Source organism: Nonomuraea sp. NEAU-A123 (assembly GCF_018603905.1).
GTDB lineage: Bacteria > Actinomycetota > Actinomycetes > Streptosporangiales > Streptosporangiaceae > Nonomuraea.
On record NZ_JAHFZZ010000001.1, the window covers coordinates 520352 to 542711 of the forward strand.

The following is a 22360-nucleotide window of genomic DNA, read 5'->3' on the forward strand; positions in this document are numbered from 1 at the left end:
ACCCGCTCGGTCCATGAAGGAGGTTGTCATGGCTGACACGTCCGTAGCCGTCCATCTGGTGGCCCGCCCCCTGGGCACGCCGACGGGTGACGAGTTCGTGTTCGTGGCGGAACCCGTTCCGGAGCCGTCCCCCGGCACGGCCCTCGTGGAGAACGTCTACCTGTCCGTCGATCCCTACATGCGTGAGCTGATGGACGAGGGCTGGGAGCTCCACAGCCCGCTGGAAGGACGCGCCATCGGGCGGGTCATCGCGTCGCGGGACTCCCGGCTGCTGGTCGGGGACCTGGTCTTCCACCGGAAGGCCTGGCGCACGCATGCCGTGGTCAGTCCCGCGGAGGCACGTGTCCTGCCGGTGACGGAAGGCGTTCCCATCAGCGCCTATCTCGGCATTCTGGGTGGCACCGGACTGACCGCCTATGTCGCGCTCAGCCAGATCGCGCGGCTGCGGGCGGGGGAGTCGGTGTTCATTTCCGGCGCCGCGGGCGGTGTCGGGACCGCGGCAGGGCAGATCGCCCGCATCATGGGCGCCAAGCGGATCGTCGGCAGCACCGGCTCGGCGGCCAAGGCGAAGCACCTCACCGAGGAGCTCGGATTCGACGCCGCCTTCGACTACCACCAGCGGCCGGTCGCCGAACTGCTCGCTCAGGCGGCTCCCGACGGGGTCGACGTCTGCGTCGAGAACGTCGGCGGCGAACACCTCGAGGCGGCGATCGGCGCCGTGCGCGATCACGGCCGCATCGTCTGGGTCGGCGCGATCTCCCAGTACAACTCCGCCCAGCGGCCACCGGCCGCCCCGCGCAATCTCTACGAGGTGGTGGGCAAGAGCATCCGCCTCGAGGGCTTCCTGGTCCGCGAGTACGGTCACCTGCAGGGAGAGCTGGAGGCGCTGCTCATTCCGCACATCCAGTCGGGACGCCTCGTCGCGGACCAGACGGTGGTCACCGGTTTCAACCAGGTAGTCGAGGCATTTCTCGGCATGCTGCACGGACGGAACATCGGCAAGATGATCGTCCAGGTCGCGGATCAGAAGGACGTGGTCAGCCCCTTATCTACGGACATGCCGTAAATAGGGGGCTGGACCGTTGGGTCAGGCCCAGGACGCGCCGGCGGGCTCCTTGATCGTGGCGTTGATGCGGTTGAAGAAGTTGGTGATGGAGATCGTCAGGATGATCGCGGAGAGCTGATTCTCGTCGAAGTGATCGGCGACCTTGTCCCAGAGGTCGTCCGCCACGGCGTCCGCGGACCGGTCGGCGATCCGGGTGACGGCCTCGGTGAGCTCCAGCGCGGCTTGTTCGATGTCGCTGTAGAACGGCGCCTCGCGCCAGGCGGCTACATTGCCCACGCGCTCATCGGACTCGCCGGACTTCTTGAGGTTCTGGATGTGCGCGTGGACGCAGGCGCTGCAGCCGTTGATCTGGCTGGCGCGCAGGGCGACGAGCTCCAGGAGCTCCTGGGGCGCACCGCCCTGGTAGATGCCCTTGTAGATGGCCTGGATCCCCTTCATGGTCTCGGGGAGGACGAACGCCGGGTTCTTCATGCGGGCTTCCATGATCGAGATTTCCTTTCTCGGCTTGCTGTGCGGTGAACTCATCATCGGGAGCCGGGTTGATACATTCGCGATGCGTCCGCTATGGGCGTTTAATGCGCGCCTGAGGGAGGCGAGGGTGGGCGTACGGTTCGCTGTCTTGGGCCCCGTACAGGTCATGGCCGACGGCCGGGAGCTGACCGGTTTGGCGCCACGTCACCGTGCGGTACTGGCGTACCTGCTGCTGCACGCCCGCACCGTCCTCAGCGCCGATCAGCTGAGCGACGCGGTGTGGGGTGTGACGCCGCCGGACACCGCCCGCGCGCAGATCCAGGCCGCCGTGACCGCCATCCGCCGGGTGCTCCGCGAAGCGAAGGCGGCGCAGTCGCTCGTGACCCGGTCGGGTGGATACACGATCGACCCTGAATGGCTTGACCTGGATGAGTTCACCGGCCAGTTGGCGGCTGCCCAAAGGGAGACCGATCCGGGTGCCGTCACCCGTCAAGTACGCGAGGCACTGACACTGTGGCGGGGTCAGCCGCTGGCGGACGTGCACGCCGACTACGTCGAGAGTGCCCGGAGCCGGCTCGAACAGCGGCGGTTGGCCGCGATCGAGCGCCTGGCCGAGGCCGAGCTGTCGCTGGGCCGGCACGAGGACCTGATCGACGAGCTGTCCGCGCACGTGGCGGCGCACCCTCTGCGGGAACGCCTGTCGGGTCAGCTGATGCTCGCCCTGCATCGCGCGGGACGGCAGGCCGACGCGTTGTCGGTGGCCAGGAGATTCCGGGAGTCGCTGGTGGAGCGGCAGGGGCTGGATCCCGGCCGGGCGTTCGTGGCGATCGAGCAGGCCATCCTCCGTGACGATCCGGACCTCCAGGTCCAGCCGTCGGAAGCCGCGGTACGCGAACCCGAGCGGCGGGCGAACTTCGTGCCGTACGACATCCCGGACTTCGCCGGGCGGGCCATCGAGCTTGACCAGATCGCCGGACTCGGATCCGGGTTGACGATCTTGACCATCGACGGGATGGCGGGCATCGGGAAGACCGCGCTGGCGATCCACGCCGCGCATCGGCTCGCCGACCGGTACCCCGATGGACAACTGTTCGTCGACCTGCAGGCGCACACCGCGGGGCACGAACCGATCGAGGCCGGTGCCGCGCTGGAAACCCTGACGCGCCAGCTCGGGGTGCCGGCCGAACGCATCCCGGCCTCGGTCACCGCACGCGCTGCCCTGTGGCGGGCCGAGCTCGCCGCGCGCCGGGTCGTGATCGTGCTGGACAACGCCGCCGACACCGACCACGTGAAACCCCTGCTGCCCGGCGCCTCCGACAGCCTCATCCTGATCACCAGCCGCCACCGGCTGGTCGACCTCGACGGCGCCCGCGCGTTGTCCATGGACGTACTGCCGGCCAGGGACGGGGTGCGGCTGTTCGCCTCGATCGTGGGAGAGCGGACGAAGGCCGAACCGGGTGCGGTCCTCGACGTGCTGCAACTGTGCGGGTTTCTGCCCCTGGCCGTACGGATCGCCGCCGCGAGGCTGCATCATCGCCCGCGTTGGACCGTCGAGTATCTGGCCGGCCGGCTGCGTGACGAGCGTCGCCGGCTGGCCGAACTGTCCACGTCGGACAGGGGCGTCGGGGCCGCGTTCACGCTGTCGTATCAGCAGTTGGATGCCGAGCGGCAACGCATGTTCCGGTTGCTGGGCATGCACCCCGGGCGCGATACCGAGGCCCATGCCGCCGCCGCGCTGGCCGGCGTCCCCGCCGCCGACGCCGAGACGCTGCTGGAGGATCTGCTGGACGCCCATGTCCTGGCGCAGCATGAGCCTGGTCGGTATACCTTCCATGACCTGCTTCGCGAACACGCGCGCGCCACCGCGTCCGCCGAAGAGACCGCCGACGCCCGGCATGACGCCCTGACCCGCCTGTTCGACCATTACCGGGGCACGACGGTCGCGGCGATCCAGCTTCTCTATCCGTTCGGCAAGCTCCGCAGGTCCGCCATCCCCGGTACGGAGCCGGAGACCGTGCCGTTCCGGGATGCCGTTGAAGCGGCCGCCTGGCTGGAGGCCGAGCGCGCCAACCTCGTCGCCGCGGGCAGTCATGCGGCCGACGGCGACTGGCCGGTCCACGCCGGCCAACTGGCCACCATCTTGCATCCCTACCTTGACGGTCACGCTCGTCATGCCGACGCGATCACTCTGCACACGAAGGCGCTGGAGGCCGCCCGCCGCCGGGGTGACAAGGCCGCCGAAGCGTCGGCGCTGCTCGATCTGGCCTGGGTTCACTGGCGACAAGGGCGTTATGAGGCGTCGTACGAGATCTGCGGGCCGGCCTTGGACCTGTGCCGTGAGGTCGGCGACCGGCTCGGCGAGTCGCGGGCACACAACACCCTCGGCAACGTGTGTCTGCGGCAGCACGCGTACGAGCGGGCGGACCATCATCTGGAGCACTCGCTCGGTCTGAGCCGTGAGATCGGCAACCGCGTCGGGGAGGCGTACGCGCTGAGCAGTCTCGGCATCAGCCACGAACGGCAGGGACGATACGCGGAAGCCCTCGATCATCATCGCCGGGCCCTGGAGCTGCACCGTCAACTGGGCAGCCGGAACGGTGAGGCCCGCGCGCTGGACCTGCTCGGCCAGGTCCACCAACGGCAGGGGCAGCACGAGCAAGCCCGTGACCATCACCGGCGCGCGCTGGAGCTCTATCGCGAACTGGGCAGCCGGAGCGACGAAGCCGCGCCGCTCAACGGACTGGGGGAAACCGGCCGATCTCTCGGTGATCCCGGCCAAGCTCTGACGCATCACCGCGACGCCCTCGCCATCGCGTGCGAGCTGGGCAATCGGCCCGAGGAGGCGCGCGCCCACGAGGGACTGGCGCACGTCCATCGCGATCGTGGCCGCGTCGACGCGGCTCGCGATCACGCCAAACAGGCGCGGGACTTGTACGCCGACCTGGGGGTGCCCGACGCCGGAGCAGTCGAGGCGTTCCTGGCGGAGCTGGATTGAGCCCACCGGCCACCCCGACCAGCCACCCCGACTGTTAAGGTGCCCGACGTGATCTTCAAGCGTTGGACTCTGGCCGCCGGTCTGTTGGGCGGCGCGCTCCTTGTTTCCCCTCCTGCCCTGGCCGAAAGCCATGTCGGAGCGCCGTCGCCGGACCAGCTCAAGGCCGCCCTGCTCGTGCCGGAGGATCTCGGCACCGACTTCGTGCTCAACAAGATCCGGAACAGGGACCCGCTGGACCCCCATGCCACCCACACGAAGGCGTGCGCCAAGGCGATCAAGGGATTGGTCCCGCTCTACCGGAGCAAGACCGCGACCTGGCTGATGCGGGACGGTGTGACGGAGGGGGTCAGCCAGTTCGTCGTCAGCGGGTCCGCCGCCCGGGTCTCCGGGCTGGAGCGGGCGGCCAAGGTCATGGTCCGTGACTGCGGCCACGTCAAGGCCCGTAGCAAGGGAGTCACGGACACGATTGGCAAGCTGTCGGTCGGCAAGCTCGGTTCTGGGACATACGGGATCAAGTTCCGCTCAATGAACCCGTCCGCGAGCGTCGGGCCGACGATGGCGGTCGACATCGTGATCATCAGGGACGAGAACACCATGGTCCTCCTGGAGCACAGCGGCTTCTACGGCCGGTTCGAGTCCGGGCTCACCAGGACCGCCGCCGCGAAGGCCGCGGCCAAGCTCCAGGAGGCTTTGAACGGGTCAGCGGACAGTTAGCCGATTCAGCCGGTGGGAGGGTTGCGGAGAAAGGTCTGCGCCAGGTCGCAGGGGCGGTCGGGTGGAGTGTTCTTGGGGCAGAAGTTGGCGACGATCGACTTGGCCCAGGTGCCGTCTTTGATCATGTCCCTGATCGCGTTGTTGATCTCCGTGGCGTCAGCGGGAGTCTTGGCGATCATGCCGATGCCGTATTGCTCGGGCCGGTTCCAGACCTTGGTGTTCACCAGGTAAAGGCCGGAATTGGCGGCCTCGTGGCCGTAGAGGATCGCGTTGTCGGTGACGACGGCGTCGGTGTCGCCGGCGAGCAGCCTGTCGACGCACAGGGCGATGCTGGCCTGGGGGTCGAGGATCATCTTGGGGCTGAACTTCTTGTTGAGCGCATCAAGATGCTGGTACGGCGTGCTGGCCGGAGACGTGGTGCAGACGTCGCGAGCGCGCAGATCCTCGACGGACTTGATCTTGTTCTTGTCGCTCTCCCGGATGAGGATGTCCTGGAAGCTGAGCAGGTACGGGATCGAGAAGGTGATCCCCTTGCCGATCCGGCCGTCGGTGATGGAGTAGCTGGCGATGATCAGATTGTCGATGCCCTTGAGCAGGTGGTCGTCCCGGTCCGCCGTCTGCACGGGGTGGAGGTGATTGTTGTCGCGGGTGAACGTGATGCGCAGCTTGCCCATCACGTAGTAGGCGACGTCGACGTCGAGGCCCGACCAGGTGTTGGTCTTGAAGTCGTACAGGCCGATGCCCGGCTGGTCGCCGTGGGAGCCGATGCGCAGGTTGGAGTCCTGGTAGAAGCGGCTGTGCGCGGGCGGCTTGGAGCCTGCGGAGGGCGCCTGCCCGCAGGAGATCAAGACAATCGCTAATGTGCCGGAAACGACGATCCACCACCATGAGCGCACGATGGGTCTCCTTGCTGGGCTCAGCGCACCCGGTGCGCCGTGGTGTCCGATGGGTCGAGAGTGAACTTGCAGCTTTTGCCGAACTCTCCTGCCGCTACGACGATGTGGAGTTGCAGGTCGGATATCGCGCCGAGGTCGCCGACGGGGATGGGCGGAGTGGTGATCTTCGATTGCCCGGCGGACAGCGGGCCGTAGGCGAGCTGGTTGCCGTCGCCGATCAGCGTGTAGGTGAGCCGGGAGTCGTGGACGCAGGCGTCCGCCAGGGACTCCGAGGCCAGGCTGAGGTGCAGGGTGATCGTCCATTCGCCCGCGTCTGCGGTGGCCGGGGACGTCGCGGGAGAGGCCAGGCCGAGGGGGATCCGCACGCCTTCGCGGCCGGGGGTGAGCTCATACGGATCCTTGAACCGCAGGACCACGTCCGGGGTGTGCGCCCCGCCGGCGGGGGCCGCCTGGAAGACAAGGGCGGTGGCGAGATAGGTGATCAGCGCTGTGATGACGACGGCGAGCGGCAGGATGACGGTCTTGAACCGCGCGGTGGCGGCCCGGTGGAGTTCGCCTTCCCGCGTCGGCTCCGCCCCGGCCGGGGTTCCGGCGCCGTCCGCGCGTCTGGTGGCGAGGTCCTGCTCGGCCAGCGTCCGGGCGAGGTCGGACTTGGTCTGGGCGAGTTCGGCCCTGGCCCGGGCGAGTTCGTCTCCGTGCTCCTGCGCGAGCCCGAGCCGCACGTCGGCGTTCCCGAGCGGCTCAGCGGCCCCGGTCGCGGCCCCGGCCCCGGCCCCAGCTCCGGTTCCGGCAACGGGCACTGGCAGGGGGTGGGGCGCGGTCACTTGGTCCGCCGGCGCGGGGTCCGTCCGGGCGGGTGCCGAGGCCGTGAGCTGCTGCCGGGCCATGTCCACGTAGCCGCTCACCGTCCTGGCCCGTCGGCCGAGGCTCGGCATGTTCCCCTGGTCGGCGTCGCGCCATAGCTCCAGCCACATGTCCAGGGTGCCGTAGCGGCCCGCGGTGTAGCCGGAGGGATCCTTCTCCTCCAAGACCTCCAGGAACACGTCCACGCATACTTCGACGCGCGGCTTGGGAGGCATCGCGCCTCGCGGGGACTTCCCGGAGAGCAATTCACCGATGCGCTGCCCTCCCGCTCTGTCCCGGCGGGCGTCGAGGCGGGCCAGCCTGCTCTCCTCCACGGCCCTCTTGCGCGCCACCTGTTGCCGCAGGCTCTCGGCCACCCCGGCGGGCGGCTGCTCGTGCAGTGCCCTCTCGGCGTCGCGACCTGCGGTGATGCGCTGGCAGAGCAGTCGCTCCACCTGCGCGTGGGACACCCCGTGGGACTCGACCGCCATCCCGAGTGCCCGGAGCAGGACGATGAACTCCACGGTGGAAGGTCTTGGCTCCCGGTGCGCCCGCGCCACTGCCTGCTGCACCTCCCGCCGTCTCCCGGGCTCCCGGGATCGGGGAGACATCGGGAAGAGCTCTTTATAAGAAGGAGGATAACTGGAATTAGTCGGGAAGCGCGGGCGAAGCGTGGAGTCACGGGGAAGCCAGAGAATGTCGCCACGGAGCAAGATGCTCCGAACTCCGCGGGAAGGCTCCGAGAATGGGCGAAACTTCCGGATTGTCGATGAAAGCTCCGTACGGACGTCCCGCAATACGTGGATGAAGGCGTCCAGAAACGGAGGAATCCGTGAGTATCCAGCCGCTGTGCAGGGGTGACGCAGGGGAGACCTCGCACCATACTCGAGAAGACAAGGTCACATAGCGTCGATGATGATGTTGGCGGTCAGGAGCGAAATCAACCCCGTGAGCTCGTGACCGGGACCCCCGCCCCTCCATGCCGACCTGTGGAAATAGCTGCATACCAGCAGATCGGTCCGATGAGAAAGGAAATTACATGTTACACCCCTGAGCGGGGAGCGCCCAATGGCTGATGTCGTGCCGCCTGTGTCCCCAGGCTGCCAGCCGAATCGGGCACCCCTCCGCTCAGTGGCCAACCTCCGTCAGATCAAAGCTTCTGGAGGTCGATTCCAATGAAGCACAATGTCAGCGGACAGACCACGGCCAATCCACATCCCGCTCATTCGCTCAAATTCCGAAAGATCCTCTGGAGGGCGTACGCCCTTCTCGCGTCTGCCCGGCGTGTGGTGATGTTCCTCCTGCCGGGTACGCTCACCGCTCTCCTGACGGCCGCGCCCGTCGTCGCCCTGATGGCCGTCGGCTATCAGCTCGGCGGGGTGCCGCTCATGTGGGGCACGTTCATCGGCACCGTCTTCCCCCTTCTTCGCGGGATCGCAGACTGGCGCCGGGATCGGCGTGACCGGGATAGGGGCGACGGATCAGCGTGATGAGGTCAGCGTGACGAGGTCCGGCCGGCCGTTCCCGATCGGGGAGCGAGCCGGCCGAACTGTTCGTCGACGAAGGCCAGGACAGTGGGGTCCATCTCACCGCCGGGCACCGGATCGGGGGAGAACATGCCCCATTCGCTCCCCCGCACCAGCAGCCCGTGGGTACGACGGGCATGATGACGCACCTTGGCGGGATTGAGATAAGTGATCGAGTAGCCCATCCGCCGCCCAGCCGAGTGATTGGCCGCCGACCCGTGCACGATCGCCATGTGGTGCAGCGAGAACCGGCCGGCGGCCAGCGTCAGCTCGACCGCCTCGGCCTCGTCCACCTCCCCGGAGATCTCCTCGTACGAGAAGAGCATGTTGGCGCTGCCTGACGGCGAGGCGGCGTGCCGGCGAGGGGGCAGCAGGTGGCTGCCGGGGATCACCCGCATGGCGCCGTTGAGGGACGTGCTCGGGATCAGCGCCACCCAGGCGGTGCAGACGGCGTCGCCCTCGATGTCCCAGTAGTACGAATCCTGATGCCAGGCCACCTGCTCAGGCCCGCCCGGCTCCTTGATGAACAGCGAGGACCCCCAGCACAGGACGTCCGGCCCGAGCACCGCCTCGACGGCGTCCACGATGCGCGGGTCCGTGACGACCGGCGCCAACGCCGGCAGCTTCAGATGCGCCTTGTTGCGCAGCACCGACTGCTCCTGGACGCCGTGTCGCCGGCCGAACGCCGCGATCCGCGCGCCCAGCTCCGCGCATTCCCCCGCGGTCAGGCCGGGCAGGTCGGTGAGGTAGCCGAGACTCCGGTACCGGGCGATGTCGGATGGGGAAAGGGCCATGTCAGCGCTCCTCGGCGAAGACTTCGGCGTCGAGGTCGAGCAGGTTCATGAACGCCGGGAAGGAGTCGGCGGTGTCGGCCGCGTCGCTGATCCGGCACGGCCGCCGGCCGGCCAGGCCGAGCAGGACCGTCGCCATCAGGATGCGGTGGTCTCCGTGGTCGGAGAAGTCGGCGTCGCCCTCGTGGGACACGCGGCCGCGGATGTCGAGCCCGTCGACCGCCCCGTCCCGGTCCGTCACCAGCGCTACGGGTATGCCGACCCTGTTCAGTTCGGTGGCCATCGCAGCGATGCGGGGGGATTTGTGGTGCTGGGTGAGCCTGCCCCCCGTGATCCGGATCCGGCCGGGCACGGTCGCCGCGACGGCCGCCACGGTGGGCAGGATGTTGGGGCAGTCGCGCAGGTCGAAGGCCGCGTCGGCGGCCCCGGTCAGATCGCCGCAGTCGATCGTGACGCTCCCGTCCCCGTCGAGCCGGTGGACCCGGGCGCCGAGCTCGGTGAGGATGCCGACGATCATGCGTTCGCCCTGCGCGCTGTGCGGGTCCAGGTTGGTGACGGTGACGCGGCCGCGCGTCACGGCGGCGGCACCCATGAGGTAGGAGGCCGAGGTGTAGTCGCCGGTCAGCCGTACGGTCCGCGCCTGGTATCGCTTGCCGCCGGGGACGGTGAGCTCCCGCATGCCGGGTGCCTCCTGGACCGGCACGCCGAAGCGGCTCATCATGTCGACGGTCTGCCTGATGTAGGACATCGAGTACAGCGGGCCGCGCAGCCGCAGCCGTAGCGGGTCCGCGGCCAGCGGGGCGGCGATCAGCAGGGCCGTGGCGAACTGCGAGGAGACGGTGGTGGCCAGGTCGTACCGGCCGCCGGGCAGACGGTCCGACAGCGTCGCGAACGGCGGGCGGCCAGGTGCCCTCGGGAACAGAAAGCCGACGTCCTTGCCGGCCAGGACCTCGAAGAGCGGCCCGAACGGGCGCTCGCGCAGCGAGCAGGTGCCGTCGACGATCAGCCGGCCGGGCAGGGCCGATCCGATCACGGCGCACACCCGCGCGATGAGCGCCGAGCCGCCCGCCCAGACATAGCCGGTGCCGTTCGCGGCGCGCCACGGGTCCGCGCCCACGATGTCGATCCGGTCGCCGGTACGGGTGATCTCGGCGCCGAGGGCCCGGCACGCGTCGGCCATGAGCTCGGTCTCCCTGGACACGAGCGGGGAATGGATGGAGGTCCGGCCGCCGGCCAGTGTGCCCATGATGAGGGCGCGCTGAGTTTCGGGTTTGGAGCCGGGCGCGCGGAATACTCCCTGTAGCGGCGGTCGCTGGGCAATCGATCGCGGCATTCAAGACCCTCCGGCCACCAAAAAGATGATGGATTTCCGAATTGATCGGGGATGGGGGAGCTTGCGACCCTAAGTGTGCGTTCTGTGGTGGTCTCTGTCCATACGCGGGGTTATGTGAAGCCGCGATGCGGGGCACTGCACGCTGCGATCATGAATGCCGCGCGCTCGCGCTTCACGGTGTGATCTTTGTGTTGTGCCGCGTCATGATCGGAATGAAGGCTCCCGTTTTTTCCCGAAGCCCGGGCGGCCCCCCGAAGATACCGGCATTTTCCCAATCGAGAAACACTTCACCGATTAGCCGGCACGCTGACGTATGGTTTCCGGATGGTCGGCCTTTGGCGCGCGTGGACGTGTCCGCCGAACCGATTTCGACCGTACCTTCCTCGCTCGCTGAAACTCAGGGAGACGTCATGCGCGCAAGTCCCACCTGTCTCGTGCTCACCATCGCGCTGCTCGCGGCCTCGCTCACCGCCTGTGGCGGCAATGACGATTCCATCATCGGCAAAAAGACACTCGTTATCGGGATAAAGACGGATTTGCCGGGCTTGGGGCTTCAAACGGCGAACGGATTTACCGGGCTGGACGTCGACATCGCCAAGTACGTCGCCCGGCACCTCGGCGTCGCCGACGGGGACATCACCTTGAAGAAGACCACCTCCGACGTACGCGAGCAGTTCATCGAGCAGGGGCAGGTCGACCTGGTGGTGGCGACATACTCCATCAGCGACGACCGGAAGCGGAAGGTGTCCTTCGCCGGCCCCTACCTGGTCACCGGCCAGGACATTCTGGTGCTCGCCGGCAACGCCGGCATCACCGGCGTGGACAGCCTGCGGGACAAGGTGGTCTGCGGTGCGTCCGGCTCCAACTCGCCCAAGCGGCTCGCCGAACGGTTCGGCGGCGTCGCGGACGTCGCCAACGCCTGGGGGCGCGGTCATCTGAAGATCCTCAACGGCTACGGGGCCTGCCTGCCGTTGCTGCAGAATTCCACGGTCGACGCGATCTCCACCGACGCGACCGTGCTCGCGGGCTTCGCCGCTCAGACGCCTGGCAGGTTCCGCTTGGTGGGCAAGCCGTTCTCGACCGAGAAGTACGGCATCGGCCTGCGGCGGGACGACAAGCGGGGGCGCGACGCCGTCAACGACGCGCTCGCCCAGATGTTCAAGGACGGCAGTTGGAAGCGGTTCATCGACGCCGACCTCGGCGAGTTCGGCGCGTACTTCACCACCCCGCCGGCTCTTGAGCGTTACTGATCTCGCATGCGGGTCCTGCTGGACGAACACGGAAGGATCATCGCCGCGTTCCTGCTCACGCTGAAGCTGACCGGGGCGTCCGCGGTCGTCGCGCTCATGCTCGGCATCGTGCTGGCCGCCGCGCGGATCAGCCCGCTGCCGGTGCTGCGCCGGGCCGGGGCGGTGTACGTCGGTGCGGTGCGCAACGTCCCGCTCACCCTGGTCGTGCTGTTCTGCGGACTCGGTCTGGGCAGCGTGCTGAACCTGCGGTTCTCGGCCGACGAGTCGGTGCAGAGCTACTGGCTCACCGTGATCGGGCTGGGCGGTTACACCGCGGCCTTCGTGTGCGAAGTGCTGCGCGCCGGGATGGCCACGGTGCCGGTCGGGCAGGCCGAGGCGGCGCGCGCGCTCGGGCTGACGTTCCCGCAGACCGTGCGCCTGGTGATTCTGCCGCAGGCCTTCCGCAACGTCGTGGGGCCGCTCGGCGGCCTGCTCATCGCGCTCACCAAGAACACCACCGTGGCCGCCGCGATCGGCGTGCTGGAATCCGCCACGATCATGAAGGAGCTGTTCAACGACCACGGCGACGCGGTGATCCCGATCTTCCTCGCCTTCGCCGCCGCGTTCCTCGCCGTGACCCTGCCCACCGGCCTGCTGTTCAGCCGACTGGCCGGTCAGCTCACCGTGCGGCAACTCGGCGCGCCGGGGGCACCGATCGCCATGTACGACGTACCCGGGCCGCGCGCGCGGCTGCGCGGCAACGCGCTGAGCGTGGCCTTCACCGCCGTCCTGCTCGGCGCCGGCTGGCTGCTGTGGCGGAGGCTGGCGGACACGGGTCAGCTCGACGCCCGGCTGTGGGCGCCGTTCGGGGCGGGCCGGGTGTGGGTCAACCTCATCCTGCCTGGATTGGGCAACACGCTGGTGGCCACGGTGACGGCCGTCGCGCTCGCGTTGCCGTTCGGGGTGCTGTTCGGCGCGGCGCGGCTGTCGGCGTACCGGCTGATCCGGGTGCCCGCGGCGGCGGTCGTCGAGTTCTTCCGCGCGGTGCCGCTGCTGATACTGATCTTCTTCAGCCAGTTCGCCGGCTACCAGCTCGGCTTTACGGTGTCCGCGTTCGCCGCGCTGACCACCGGGCTCATCCTCTACAACGGCTCCGTGCTCGCCGAGATCTTCCGCGCCGGCGTCAGGGCGGTGCCGATCGGCCAGGCCGAGGCCGGGTACGCTCTCGGGCTGTCCACATCCGGGGTGATGCGGCTGATCCTGCTGCCGCAGGCCGTAACGGCGATGATGCCCGCCATCGTCGGCCAGCTCGTGGTGCTGCTCAAGGACACCGCGCTCGGCTTCATCATCTCCTACAACGACCTGCTCTATCAGGGCTTGGACGTGGTGGCCGCGAACTACCAGAACTTCATCCCCGCGGCCATCGTCGTGGCGCTGCTCTACATCGCCGTCAACCTGGCCCTCGGCCAGGTGGTGACCTGGCTGGAACGCCGTGGCCGCACCCAGCGCGCCGCCCCGCTCGGCGACAGGACGACCATTGGTGTCGATCAACGGGCTTGGGATGCGTCCAGCGCGTGAGCCGGGTGTCCCGCCCAGCCGTTCCCGGGTAACGTCGTTGGCGTTCTGGGCGTGATCAGCTGTACGGGTCGTGGTCCCGGCGTTCGTATCCGCGCTGCTCGTATCCGCGCTGCTCGTATCCGCGCTGCTCGTACTCGCGCGGGCGTTCGTACCTGGGCTGCTCGTATCCGCGCTGCTCGTACGGGTACGGCTCAGGATCCGGCGCCTCCTCCATGGCCGTGCGACCGATCGAGGTCAGCAACGAGGCGATGGCGATGCCGATGACGAGGTTGATGATGGCGGTGGCGATCTGCTTGAGGACGTCGGCGGAGTACATGAACGGCAAGATCGTGATGATGACCGCGAAAAGCCCGGCGATCCAGGCGAAGAACTTGGTCGGCTCCGGCGTCGACAGCATGAGGAGGTAGAGCAGCAATGTGGCGACAAGCGCGGCAGCGGCGGCCGAGATCGCGTATCCCGTGGTCGCCGCGCTGCCGTAGGCGGAGGTTCCGGCGGGAGTGAGTACGCGGATGCCCAGGAGCCGGCCGCTGATCATGACGCCGACCACCACGATCAGTGCGGCCACCACGGCGGCGGCCACGCCACCTCCCCACACTCGCGCCGGATTGACTCTCGGCCGGGCCGACCCGGAGTGGCGATCATGGCGGTCATGGGAGGGATATGACATGCGAATCACCTTTGTCGCGAATGCTGATCAAGCACTTACGGAACCCTACATGCGCTGTCAAGAGAGATGGATGGCCTGATGCGCCTGCTGTTCGTCGCGGCACGTGTGGTGAACCCCCTGATCTTGCGCGGGCTGCCGGCTGAACCGTCGACCCCGCTGCCGTGAAACCTGCGGGGCCGCTCGCCGGAGAGCCTCGGCTACCAGCGCAGGGGAAGGGTGGCGATGAAATCGGAGAGCCGTCCGGCGATGATCTGGTGGTCGTGGACGGATGGGTGCCAGTCGCAGCCGAGGTAGTCCAGGCCTGAATTGTCGTAGTACCAGTAGCGGACCCGATCGTCGCCGCCGCTGTTGCGCTCCTGGACGACCTGTTGGGCGGTCTCGGCGAACACGGTCGTGTTGTACACGTAGGTGGCGCTGACCACGATGATCGTGCGGGGGCCGTACCGAGCTCGGAGCTTGTCGAGGAAAGCCTGGTAGGCGGTGCGGTAGGCGGCCACCAGGGTGTCCGGCGTCCACTGCTCGCCGGCGTTGACGGGGGTTGAGAAGTCGTTGATGCCCAAGCCGACCACGACCAGTTGTGGCCGCCAAGTACCCGGGTTCCGCCAGACATCGCCGTCGACGTTCAGCAGGGCCCTGTCGTAGTAGGTGCGGTAGTCGACCTCGGGGTTGCGGCCGTTGTAGTTGCGCACCATGCCGAGACCGGAGAAGGCGTTGATCTGGTAGTCGGCGTTCAGGCGCCGTGCGGTGAGGGCGCCGAAGCTGAGGTTGGCGTCGGTGGTTCGGGCGAGCTTGTCGCCGGGGCAGTCGCGCGTATCGGAGCGGTTGCCGTAGCCGACGGTGTAGGAGTCGCCGATGAACTCGATCTGCCGGTGGCGCGCGGCAGGTTTGCCGAGGACCGCGCCACCCGGGGCGGCGACGAAGCCGCTGAAGGCGCTCGTGGCCCACGGGCTCTCCGTACGTTTGACGAGCCGTACCTCGTGTAGGCCACCGGTGAGGCCCTTGACCCAGTAGGTGGTCCGGCCCGGGGTCACCAGGGTGGCGACGGTCGCACCGTCGACCTCGACGTCGTAGTCATTGTCGGAGTCGTTGAGGACGATCCCGACGCCGGTGCCGCGGAAGCGGCCCTCGAAGTAGACGCCGGGCCAGCTGTACTGAACGGAGCCGCCTCCATCGACCTTGACTCGACCGGCGGTGTGAGCTTTGGCCAGGACGCCGGAGGCCGGCTTCTGCCTACTATCGCCGTCGCACGCTTCGAAGATCTTGGTGGCGCTCCAGTCGCGCGGGCAACCTTCCACCGACGAAGGGGCCGGGGTCGCGCCGGCGGTGCCGGGCATCGCCATGGTGCCCAGTAACGCGGCTAATACTGCGGTCACACGTACGGGTCGCACAGTTTCTCCAGGTGTGGAGGCATCACGACTATCGATGGAGCTGGGTGATTGTAGGCAGCGCGTGCACGGGTGACGCAACATCGGATTCAGCTCGTACGCCGACATAGGGCTCTACCACGGCCGACCGCACTCGCCCGGTGAAACTAGCCTGAAACCAGTGCTAGAGATCTTGTACGTTGCCCTTCTGCTGGTTCCCCGAAGAGAGGGCAGGAATGATGCGCTGGCTCTGGTTACCGATCCTGCTCGTGCTGACCGGGTGCTCGATCATGGTGCCCTGGTCGCTGCCCATCCGCCACCCGGCGCCCACCGGTGAGGCCGTGAGCCCGGCGAAGTTCGCCAGCGAGAAGCGGAGCGTGGTGCGCCTCTCGGGAATGGCGACGTCGTGCGACAAGCAGATCGAGGGTACGGGTTTCGTCTTCACCCTCCACCGGGTGGTGACGCCGGCGCACGTGGTGGCCGGCGTCACCGAGTCGCTCACCGTGACCGCCGACGACGGCAAGGCATATGAGGCCCGTGTCGTCGCCTTCGATCCGGATGTCGATGTCGCGGTCCTGTACGCACCAGATCTGCCCGCGCATCCGCTGCTCATCGACGCGGCGCCGCTCGGCGAGGCCCACCTGATCGGCTATCCGAAAGGCGCGAAACAGCCGGTGTGGCTGCCGGCCGCGATGGAACAGACCCTCGAGGCAGAGGGCCCGAACATATACCGCAAACACGATGTAACTCGGACAGTCATCGCCATATCCGCCGACATGAGCCCCGGATTGAGCGGTGCGCCACTGATCGTTCCGGGGGGCACGGTCGCCGGGATGGCCTTCGCCGCGGCGACCAGCCAGCCGAACCGCGGGTACGTGCTGCCCGCCGAGGAGCTCCTGCCCATCACCAACGCCGCGAGTGAAACCACGAAGCGGGTCTCGACCCATGAGTGCGACTAGCCCGACGCCCGTCTCCGCCTGACGCGCCGGATCCTAGTCACTTGTCCGGTACCGGCGGCGACCTGGTGTCCCTAGCGTTCTGATCGTGAAACTCATGGAAGCCCTGGACTCCGCGGTCGAGCTGACGGCGGTCACGAAGCACTACGCGCACGGTGTCACCGCGCTCGACGACGTGACCATCGGGTTCGGCCGGGGCACGTTCACCGCCGTGATGGGGCCGTCCGGATCGGGCAAGTCCACGTTGTTGCAGTGCGCGGCCGGCCTGGACAAGCCCACGTCGGGCCGGATCACGGTGGACGGCAGGGACCTGACCCAGTTGACGGAGCGGAAGCTGACCTTGCTGCGCCGCGACCGCATCGGATTCGTGTTCCAGTCGTTCAACCTGCTGCCCTCCCTGACCGCGGCGCAGAACGTGGCGCTGCCGCTGAAGCTGGCGGGCCGCAGGGTGGACCGGGAGCTGGTACGGCAGAGCCTGGACGCGGTCGGCCTGGCGGAGCGGGCCGGCCACCGTCCCGCCGAGCTGTCCGGCGGCCAGCAGCAGCGCGTGGCCATCGCCAGGGCGCTGGCCGCCAGGCCCGCCGTGCTCTTCGCCGACGAGCCGACCGGCGCGCTGGACACCAACACCAGCCGGGATGTGCTGCGGCTGCTGCGTTCGTTGGTGGACCGGCACGCGCAGACGATCGTGATGGTGACCCACGACCCGGCCGCAGCGGCGTACGCCGACCGGGTGCTGTTCCTGGCGGACGGCCGGATCTGCGGTCAGCTGCTCGACCCCACGGCCGAGGCCGTCTCGGCTCGCATGCTGATGCTGGAGGAGTCGTGCTGAGCATCGCGTGGAGCACCCTGCGTACCCGCCTGGTCTCCTTCCTCGGCACCTTCCTCGCGCTCGCGCTCGGCACCGCGCTGATCGCCGCGATGGGCCAGGTGCTGGCCACCACCGTGGACTCTCCCGACCGCGCCCCGCAGCGTTACGCCGCCGCGCCGTACGTGGTCGTGCCCGACGAGCGCCTGCACGTGGACACCTGGCAAGGCGGGCAGAGCCAGCCGCTGGCGGAGCGGCACGGCCTGACCGTCGAGCTGGCCGCCCGCTTCCCCGGCGCGGTCGTCGACCGGATCTTCCCCGCCCAGGTCGCGGGTGGCCAGGACGCGGTGGGCCGGCCCTGGTCGGCGTCCCGTACGGCACCGCAGCGGCTGACCGAGGGCCGGGCGCCGCGGACCTCGCGGGAGATCGCGGTGAGCGCGGGAGCCCTGGCAGGTGAGAAGGTGCGCGCCGGGGCCCTGGCGGGTGAGAAGGTGCGCGCGGGGGCCCGGGTGGGTGACAAGGTGAGCGTGATCACGCGGTCGGGGGCGAAGCCGTACACCGTGGTGGGCGTGACGGACGGGCCGCCCACGGTGTTCTTCACCGACGCGCAGGCCGCCAGGCTGTCTCCGCGCATCGACGCGCTCGCCCTGTGGACGAAACCGAGCGGCGTACCGGTGCTCACCGGGCAGGATCGGGCATTGGTCGACCCCAACCGCGAGAGTGACGAGCGGGCCCGCAACAACGCCAACACGATCGTCGGCATCGCCGCCGGATTCGCCGTGTTCATCGCCGTCTTCGTGGTGTCGTCGACGTTCGCGTTCGCGGTGGCGCAGCGGCGACGCGAGTTCGCGCTGCTGCGGACCGTCGGCGCGACCCGCCGCCAGGTGCGGCGCATGGTGTACGGCGAGGCGGGGTTCGTCGCCCTGGCCGCCGCCGCACTGGGTGCGCTGGCCGGGCCTTACGCCGCGGGGCCGATTCTGGATTGGCTGGTCGGCCTCGGGATGGCACCTGCCTGGCTGGTGCCGAGCACGCAGACCTGGCCGGCGGTCACGGCCTTCGCCACGAGTGTGGTGGTCGCGCTGGCCGGTGTGACCGTCGCGGCCAGGCGGGCCGGCCGGGTGCACCCGGCGGAGGCCATGCGCGAGGCCGCGATCGAGCCTCGGGTGATGACCTGGGGCCGGCTGCTCGTCGGTGTGGGGCTGTTCGGCGCCGCGCTGGTCAGCATGGCGGTGAACGCCCTGACCGATCCGCAGGGCGCCGCCAACAACAAGTCGTTCATGCCGATCTTGATGCTGCTCGTGGCGGGCGTCGGCCTGCTCGCCCCGGTCGTCGTACGACCGGTCGCCAGGCTGTTCGCCATACCGCTGAGCCGCCTTCGCGGTGCGGGCGCCACCTTGGTGCCCGCCGCCGCGGCCACCGCCGTCAGGCAGACCGCGGCGACGGCGGCACCGGTCCTGGTGGCGGTGGGACTGGCCGCCGCGCTGCTCGGCGCGGCCGCGATGACCGACGCGGCGAAGACCGCGATGCAGGCGGCGCCGGTGCGGGCCGACTACCTGGTGCTCCCCGAAGGATCGGGGGGACTGGATCGGCAACTCGTCGAGCGCCTGCGGGCCATCCGCGGCGTGGAGGTCGCGACCACGGCCCCGACCAGCGTGTACACCCTCGAAGGCAAGACCGCGCTGATCAAGCGGCCGACCGAGGCCGTGGACCCGGCCAAGCTCCGGAGCGTGCTCGATGTCCCGGTGCTCAAGGGCTCCCTGGCCGAGCTGAACGACGACACCATCGCGGTCTCGGAGACGTGGGAACTCGAACTCGGCCAGACCGCGAAGCTGTGGCGGGCCGACGGCAGCGAGGTCTCGCTCAAGGTGGTCGCACTGCTCGCCGCGAACTCGCCGTCCGACTCCTACGTCACCACGGCACACGCCTTCTCCGCGCCGGTGACCACGGCCTACGTGAAGCTGCGGCCGGGAACCCCGGCGCCGGACGTGGAGTCCGCGCTGCGCCGGTCCACGCAAGGGCACAACGCGCGGGCGCTCACCAAGGACGCCTGGGTGAGCGAGACGGGCGACCGGCGCGGCTCGGCCAGCCGGCTCGGGCTCCTGGTGGTGCTCGGCATCATCCTCGCCTACACCGCGATCGCGCTGGTCAACATCCTGCTGATGGCGGCCTCCGATCGGACGGCGGAGCGGGCGTCGCTGCGGCTGCTCGGCGCGACGCGCGGCCAGGTGGCGCGGTACGTCGCGGGCGAGGCGCTCCTGGTCGTGGCCATCGGCGTGGTGCTGGCCGCCGCCGTCGCGGCGATCAGCCTGGCCGGGCTCTGGAGCTCGCTGGTGCAGATCGCCGGGCCGATCGCGATCAGCGTGCCCTGGCCGGCGATCGGCGCGGTGACGGCCGGGTGCGTGGTGCTCGCGCTCGCCGCCGCCATAACGCCCGCGCTACGCCGCGCCTAGGTCCAGCCGGGCCAGCTCCACCCGGGAGGAGACGCCGAGCTTGGGAAAGGCCCGGTAGAGGTGGTAGCTGACGGTCTTGGGGCTGACGAAGAGCCTGGCGCCGATCTCCCGGTTCGTCAGGCCCGTCACGGCCAGCCGGACGATCTGCAGCTCCTGCGGCGACAGGTCGGCCAGTTTGTCGGAGGCGGCGGGCGCGGCGATGATCTCTCCGGCGGCGCGGAGCTCGGCGGCGGCCCGCTCGGCCCACGGGGCGGCGCCGAGCCGCTGGAACGTCTCCAGCGCGGCACGCAGCCGGGTGCGCGCCTCGCGCTTGCGCCGCTCGCGGCGGAGCCACTCGCCGTACGCCAGCTCGGTCCTTGCGCGCTCCATCGGCCGGCCGTGCGGCCGCGACGCGGCGGCGAAGAGCTCGTCGCCCGGTTCGATGAGCGCGCGGCAGCGGGCCAGCACCGCGTCGGCCCAGTCGAGCCGCGCGGCCGCCGCCCATTCCGCCAACCGGTCGAGCGGCTCCTTCGCCCGGTCCGGCAGGCCCGCCCGTACGGCCGCCTCGACCTGGTCGGGAGCGAAGTAGACGGCCTGGATCTGGTGGCGCACCGGCCCCGCGAGAGCGGACTCCAGCCGGTCCAGCGCCTGCATGTGGCGGCCGCGGCTCAGATCGAGCAGCGCCTGGCCCCACTCCGACCAGGCCACGCCGTTGGCGATGCCGGTCACGGCGAAATGCTCGGCACAGCGCCCGGCCAGCTCCGCGCACCGGGCGTCGTCGCCCTCGACGGCGGCGATCCAGGCCAGCATGCCCTCCAGGTAGCCGGTCCGGTGCGGCTGGCCGAAGTCCCTGGCGATCCTCAGCCCCTCCGCGGCATCGGCCTTGGCGTCGGCGAACCGGCCGAGATAGACCGCGGAGGCGGCCAGCGTCACGTGCGCGATCGGCAGCCAGCCGGTCATGCCGAGCGCGCCGCACTCCTCGACCAGCGCCGCCGAGATCTCCCGCTGCCACTCGAACTCGCCCACCAGCCCGGCCACGAACGCGCCGTTGACCCGCAGACCGTAGGAGCCGCGCTCGATACCGCGCGCGTCGAGCACCAGCGGGCGCATGCCGGGCAACGCTCTGGCCGGGCCGTGGTTGAGCGAGTCGGCGGCCGCCGCGACCGCGTCCACGGCGGTGTTCAGGCCGTCCTCCTCGCGCAGCGGCAGGCGGCGCAGCCGTACGGCGGCCTCCTCGACCCGCCGCGGGTCGCTGAGCTGCCAGGCGTTGCGCCCCGCGTCGACGAGCATGAGGCCGGCGGCGAGCGGGTCCAGCTCGGCGACCCGGTCCGCCCCGGAGAGCAGGATGTCGTGGGCGGTGTGGACGGAGCCGCGTTCGAAGGCGACCCTGGCGCGGAGTCCGGCGAGCCTGGCGATGGAGCGCGGGTCTTCGACGAGGCGGGCGGCCCTTTCCGCGAGCGCCTGGGCCCGGTCGGGCAGCCCCGCGTCCGCGGCGGCCACGGCCGCCTCCGTCAGCCGTCTGGCCAGCGCCCCCGGGTCGGTGGTGAGTTCGGCGGCGCGTTCGAGTGCGGCCGCCGCCGCCGCGTGGCCGTGCCGGATCCGGGCCCGGTCCGCGGCGCGTTCCAGCGCGACGGCGACCTGCTCGTCGGGTCCCAGCGCGACCGCGGCCAGGTGCCAGGCCCGCCTGTCGTCCTGGTCGTCCAGTACGTCGGCCAGCGCCCGGTGTGCGACCAGCCGCTGGTCGAAGGCGGCCGAGTGGACGGCGGCGGCCCGCATGAGCGGGTGCACGAAGGTGACGCCGCCACCGCTGGGCGAAAGGAAGCCCGCCCGTTCGGCCGTACCGAGTGACTCGGCGCCGAGCCCGAGCCGCTGGGCCGCGCGCAGCACCGTGCCCAGGTCGCCGGTGTCCTCGACGGCGGCGAGCAGGATCATCAGCTGGGCTCCGGCCGGCAGCTCCGCGATGCGGGTCGCGTACGCCTCCTGGATCCGGCGCGGCAGTGGCATCAGGGTGTACGGGTCGGCGGTGCGCGGCAGCTCGATCAGCGCGAGCGGGTTGCCGCGGCTCTCGGCCAGGATCCGGCTTCTGACGCCCTCCGCCAGGTGCGGGTCACGTTCGGTCAGCAGCTCGGCCGCCGACTCGGCGTCGAGCGGGCCGAGCCGGCGCTCCGGCAGTCCTGGCGCGCTGAACCCGTCACGTGCGGCGAAGAGCAGGGCGACGCCCTCGGCGTCGAGCCGCCTGGCCGCGAACAGCAGCGCGTCCGCGGAGGCCCGGTCCAGCCAGTGCGCGTCGTCCACCAGGCAGAGCAGCGGGCCGTCCTCGGCGATCTCGGACAGCAGGGACAGCGTCGCGAGCCCGATGAGGAAACGGTCCTCGCCCGCGGCCTCGCCCAGGCCGAGCGCGCCTTTCAGCGCGAGCGCCTGCCGCTCGGGCAGCGCCTCTGCGCGCGCCAGCTCCGGCCGCAGCAACTGGTGCAGCGCCGCGAACGGGAGCTCGGCCTCGGTCTCCACCCCGACGCTGCGGAGCACCCGCAGATCGGCGGCCCGCTCGGCGGTGCTGCGTAGCAGGGCGCTCTTGCCGATGCCCGGATCGCCGTAGATCACAAGAGCGCCGCTGCGCCCCGCTCGCGCGCTCTCCAACAGGCCGTCGATGACCTCCTGGTCTCCGCCTCTGCCCTTAATCACCCGGAAAGAGTACGG

General features: G+C 69.8%; 17 protein-coding genes. 9 read left to right on the top strand and 8 right to left on the bottom strand.

The window, feature by feature from the left end; translation table 11 throughout:
* Positions 1–28: 28 nt before the first annotated feature.
* On the top strand, positions 29–1066 hold the full coding sequence (locus KLK06_RS02500; protein WP_250904754.1) for an NADP-dependent oxidoreductase: 1038 nt from the start codon (positions 29–31) through the stop codon (positions 1064–1066).
* A 21-nt stretch (positions 1067–1087) separates the two neighbouring features.
* Here the strand turns inward: KLK06_RS02500 and KLK06_RS02505 are convergent, their stop codons facing one another.
* Positions 1088–1549: a carboxymuconolactone decarboxylase family protein gene (locus KLK06_RS02505; protein ID WP_214633596.1), complete on the bottom strand. Its 462-nt coding sequence runs from the start codon at positions 1547–1549 to the stop codon at positions 1088–1090.
* 115 nt (positions 1550–1664) lie between these two features.
* Between KLK06_RS02505 and KLK06_RS02510 the strand changes: the two genes are divergently transcribed.
* Both KLK06_RS02510 and KLK06_RS02515 read left to right on the top strand, forming a co-directional pair.
* The gene (locus KLK06_RS02510; protein ID WP_214633597.1) at positions 1665–4532 is read left to right on the top strand and encodes a tetratricopeptide repeat protein; all 2868 of its coding nucleotides are present in this window, start codon (positions 1665–1667) and stop codon (positions 4530–4532) included.
* A gap of 48 nt (positions 4533–4580) precedes the next feature.
* Positions 4581–5246, top strand: coding sequence for a hypothetical protein (locus tag KLK06_RS02515; RefSeq protein WP_214633598.1), 666 nt, complete (start codon positions 4581–4583; stop codon positions 5244–5246).
* Between the two features lie 5 nt (positions 5247–5251).
* On the opposite strand, the gene KLK06_RS02520 is transcribed toward KLK06_RS02515, so the two are convergent.
* Positions 5252–6142, bottom strand: coding sequence for a transporter substrate-binding domain-containing protein (locus KLK06_RS02520; protein WP_214633599.1), 891 nt, complete (start codon positions 6140–6142; stop codon positions 5252–5254).
* 20 nt (positions 6143–6162) lie between these two features.
* The gene (locus tag KLK06_RS62160; RefSeq protein ID WP_214633600.1) at positions 6163–7509 is read right to left on the bottom strand and encodes a hypothetical protein; all 1347 of its coding nucleotides are present in this window, start codon (positions 7507–7509) and stop codon (positions 6163–6165) included.
* Between the two features lie 768 nt (positions 7510–8277).
* Here KLK06_RS62160 and KLK06_RS02530 point away from each other — a divergent pair.
* The gene (locus KLK06_RS02530) at positions 8278–8475 is read left to right on the top strand and encodes a hypothetical protein (RefSeq protein WP_214633601.1); all 198 of its coding nucleotides are present in this window, start codon (positions 8278–8280) and stop codon (positions 8473–8475) included.
* Positions 8476–8480: 5 nt separating this feature from the next.
* On the opposite strand, the gene KLK06_RS02535 is transcribed toward KLK06_RS02530, so the two are convergent.
* Together KLK06_RS02535 and KLK06_RS02540 are read right to left on the bottom strand one after the other, a co-directional pair.
* Complete coding sequence (locus KLK06_RS02535) at positions 8481–9305, bottom strand: phytanoyl-CoA dioxygenase family protein (RefSeq protein WP_214633602.1); 825 nt, start codon at positions 9303–9305, stop codon at positions 8481–8483.
* A 1-nt stretch (position 9306) separates the two neighbouring features.
* A complete protein-coding gene (locus KLK06_RS02540) occupies positions 9307–10635 on the bottom strand; it encodes a 3-phosphoshikimate 1-carboxyvinyltransferase (protein ID WP_214633603.1) in 1329 nt (442 codons plus the stop codon).
* A 410-nt stretch (positions 10636–11045) separates the two neighbouring features.
* Here KLK06_RS02540 and KLK06_RS02545 point away from each other — a divergent pair, with 410 nt between their 5' ends.
* Both KLK06_RS02545 and KLK06_RS62165 read left to right on the top strand, forming a co-directional pair.
* The gene (locus KLK06_RS02545) at positions 11046–11885 is read left to right on the top strand and encodes a glutamate ABC transporter substrate-binding protein (protein ID WP_214633604.1); all 840 of its coding nucleotides are present in this window, start codon (positions 11046–11048) and stop codon (positions 11883–11885) included.
* 6 nt (positions 11886–11891) lie between these two features.
* Positions 11892–13442: an amino acid ABC transporter permease gene (locus tag KLK06_RS62165; RefSeq protein WP_308168071.1), complete on the top strand. Its 1551-nt coding sequence runs from the start codon at positions 11892–11894 to the stop codon at positions 13440–13442.
* A gap of 55 nt (positions 13443–13497) precedes the next feature.
* On the opposite strand, the gene KLK06_RS02560 is transcribed toward KLK06_RS62165, so the two are convergent.
* Both KLK06_RS02560 and KLK06_RS02565 read right to left on the bottom strand, forming a co-directional pair.
* The gene (locus KLK06_RS02560) at positions 13498–14109 is read right to left on the bottom strand and encodes a DUF6069 family protein (RefSeq protein WP_250904756.1); all 612 of its coding nucleotides are present in this window, start codon (positions 14107–14109) and stop codon (positions 13498–13500) included.
* Between the two features lie 197 nt (positions 14110–14306).
* Positions 14307–15482 (bottom strand): SGNH/GDSL hydrolase family protein, encoded by a 1176-nt coding sequence (locus KLK06_RS02565; RefSeq protein WP_214633606.1) that lies wholly within the window; start codon positions 15480–15482, stop codon positions 14307–14309.
* A gap of 227 nt (positions 15483–15709) precedes the next feature.
* Between KLK06_RS02565 and KLK06_RS02570 the strand changes: the two genes are divergently transcribed.
* The 3 genes from KLK06_RS02570 (at position 15710) to KLK06_RS02580 (ending at position 19684) form a co-directional block, all read left to right on the top strand.
* Entirely contained in the window at positions 15710–16432 is a 723-nt protein-coding gene (locus tag KLK06_RS02570; RefSeq protein WP_214633607.1) for a trypsin-like peptidase domain-containing protein, read from the top strand.
* A gap of 94 nt (positions 16433–16526) precedes the next feature.
* On the top strand, positions 16527–17258 hold the full coding sequence (locus KLK06_RS02575) for an ABC transporter ATP-binding protein (RefSeq protein ID WP_214633934.1): 732 nt from the start codon (positions 16527–16529) through the stop codon (positions 17256–17258).
* Positions 17252–19684, top strand: a complete 2433-nt coding sequence (locus tag KLK06_RS02580) for an ABC transporter permease (protein ID WP_214633608.1) — start codon at positions 17252–17254, stop codon at positions 19682–19684. Before KLK06_RS02575 ends, KLK06_RS02580 begins: the two co-directional genes overlap by 7 nt.
* On the opposite strand, the gene KLK06_RS02585 is transcribed toward KLK06_RS02580, so the two are convergent.
* On the bottom strand, positions 19670–22345 hold the full coding sequence (locus tag KLK06_RS02585; protein WP_214633609.1) for a LuxR family transcriptional regulator: 2676 nt from the start codon (positions 22343–22345) through the stop codon (positions 19670–19672). The two genes, KLK06_RS02580 and KLK06_RS02585, sit on opposite strands and share 15 nt — an antisense overlap.
* Between the last annotated feature and the right edge of the window lie 15 nt (positions 22346–22360).

Bases quoted from the DNA above. Each gene is read 5' to 3' on its own strand.
- KLK06_RS02500 (WP_250904754.1), top strand. From the start codon at position 29: ATGGCTGACACGTCCGTAGCCGTCCATCTGGTGGCCCGCCCCCTGGGC.
- KLK06_RS02505 (WP_214633596.1), bottom strand. From the start codon at position 1,549: ATGGAAGCCCGCATGAAGAACCCGGCGTTCGTCCTCCCCGAGACCATG.
- KLK06_RS02530 (WP_214633601.1), top strand. From the start codon at position 8,278: ATGTTCCTCCTGCCGGGTACGCTCACCGCTCTCCTGACGGCCGCGCCC.
- KLK06_RS02535 (WP_214633602.1), bottom strand. From the start codon at position 9,305: ATGGCCCTTTCCCCATCCGACATCGCCCGGTACCGGAGTCTCGGCTAC.
- KLK06_RS02540 (WP_214633603.1), bottom strand. From the start codon at position 10,635: ATGCCGCGATCGATTGCCCAGCGACCGCCGCTACAGGGAGTATTCCGC.
- KLK06_RS02545 (WP_214633604.1), top strand. From the start codon at position 11,046: ATGCGCGCAAGTCCCACCTGTCTCGTGCTCACCATCGCGCTGCTCGCG.
- KLK06_RS62165 (WP_308168071.1), top strand. From the start codon at position 11,892: ATGCGGGTCCTGCTGGACGAACACGGAAGGATCATCGCCGCGTTCCTG.
- KLK06_RS02560 (WP_250904756.1), bottom strand. From the start codon at position 14,109: ATGTCATATCCCTCCCATGACCGCCATGATCGCCACTCCGGGTCGGCC.
- KLK06_RS02570 (WP_214633607.1), top strand. From the start codon at position 15,710: ATGATGCGCTGGCTCTGGTTACCGATCCTGCTCGTGCTGACCGGGTGC.
- KLK06_RS02575 (WP_214633934.1), top strand. From the start codon at position 16,527: ATGGAAGCCCTGGACTCCGCGGTCGAGCTGACGGCGGTCACGAAGCAC.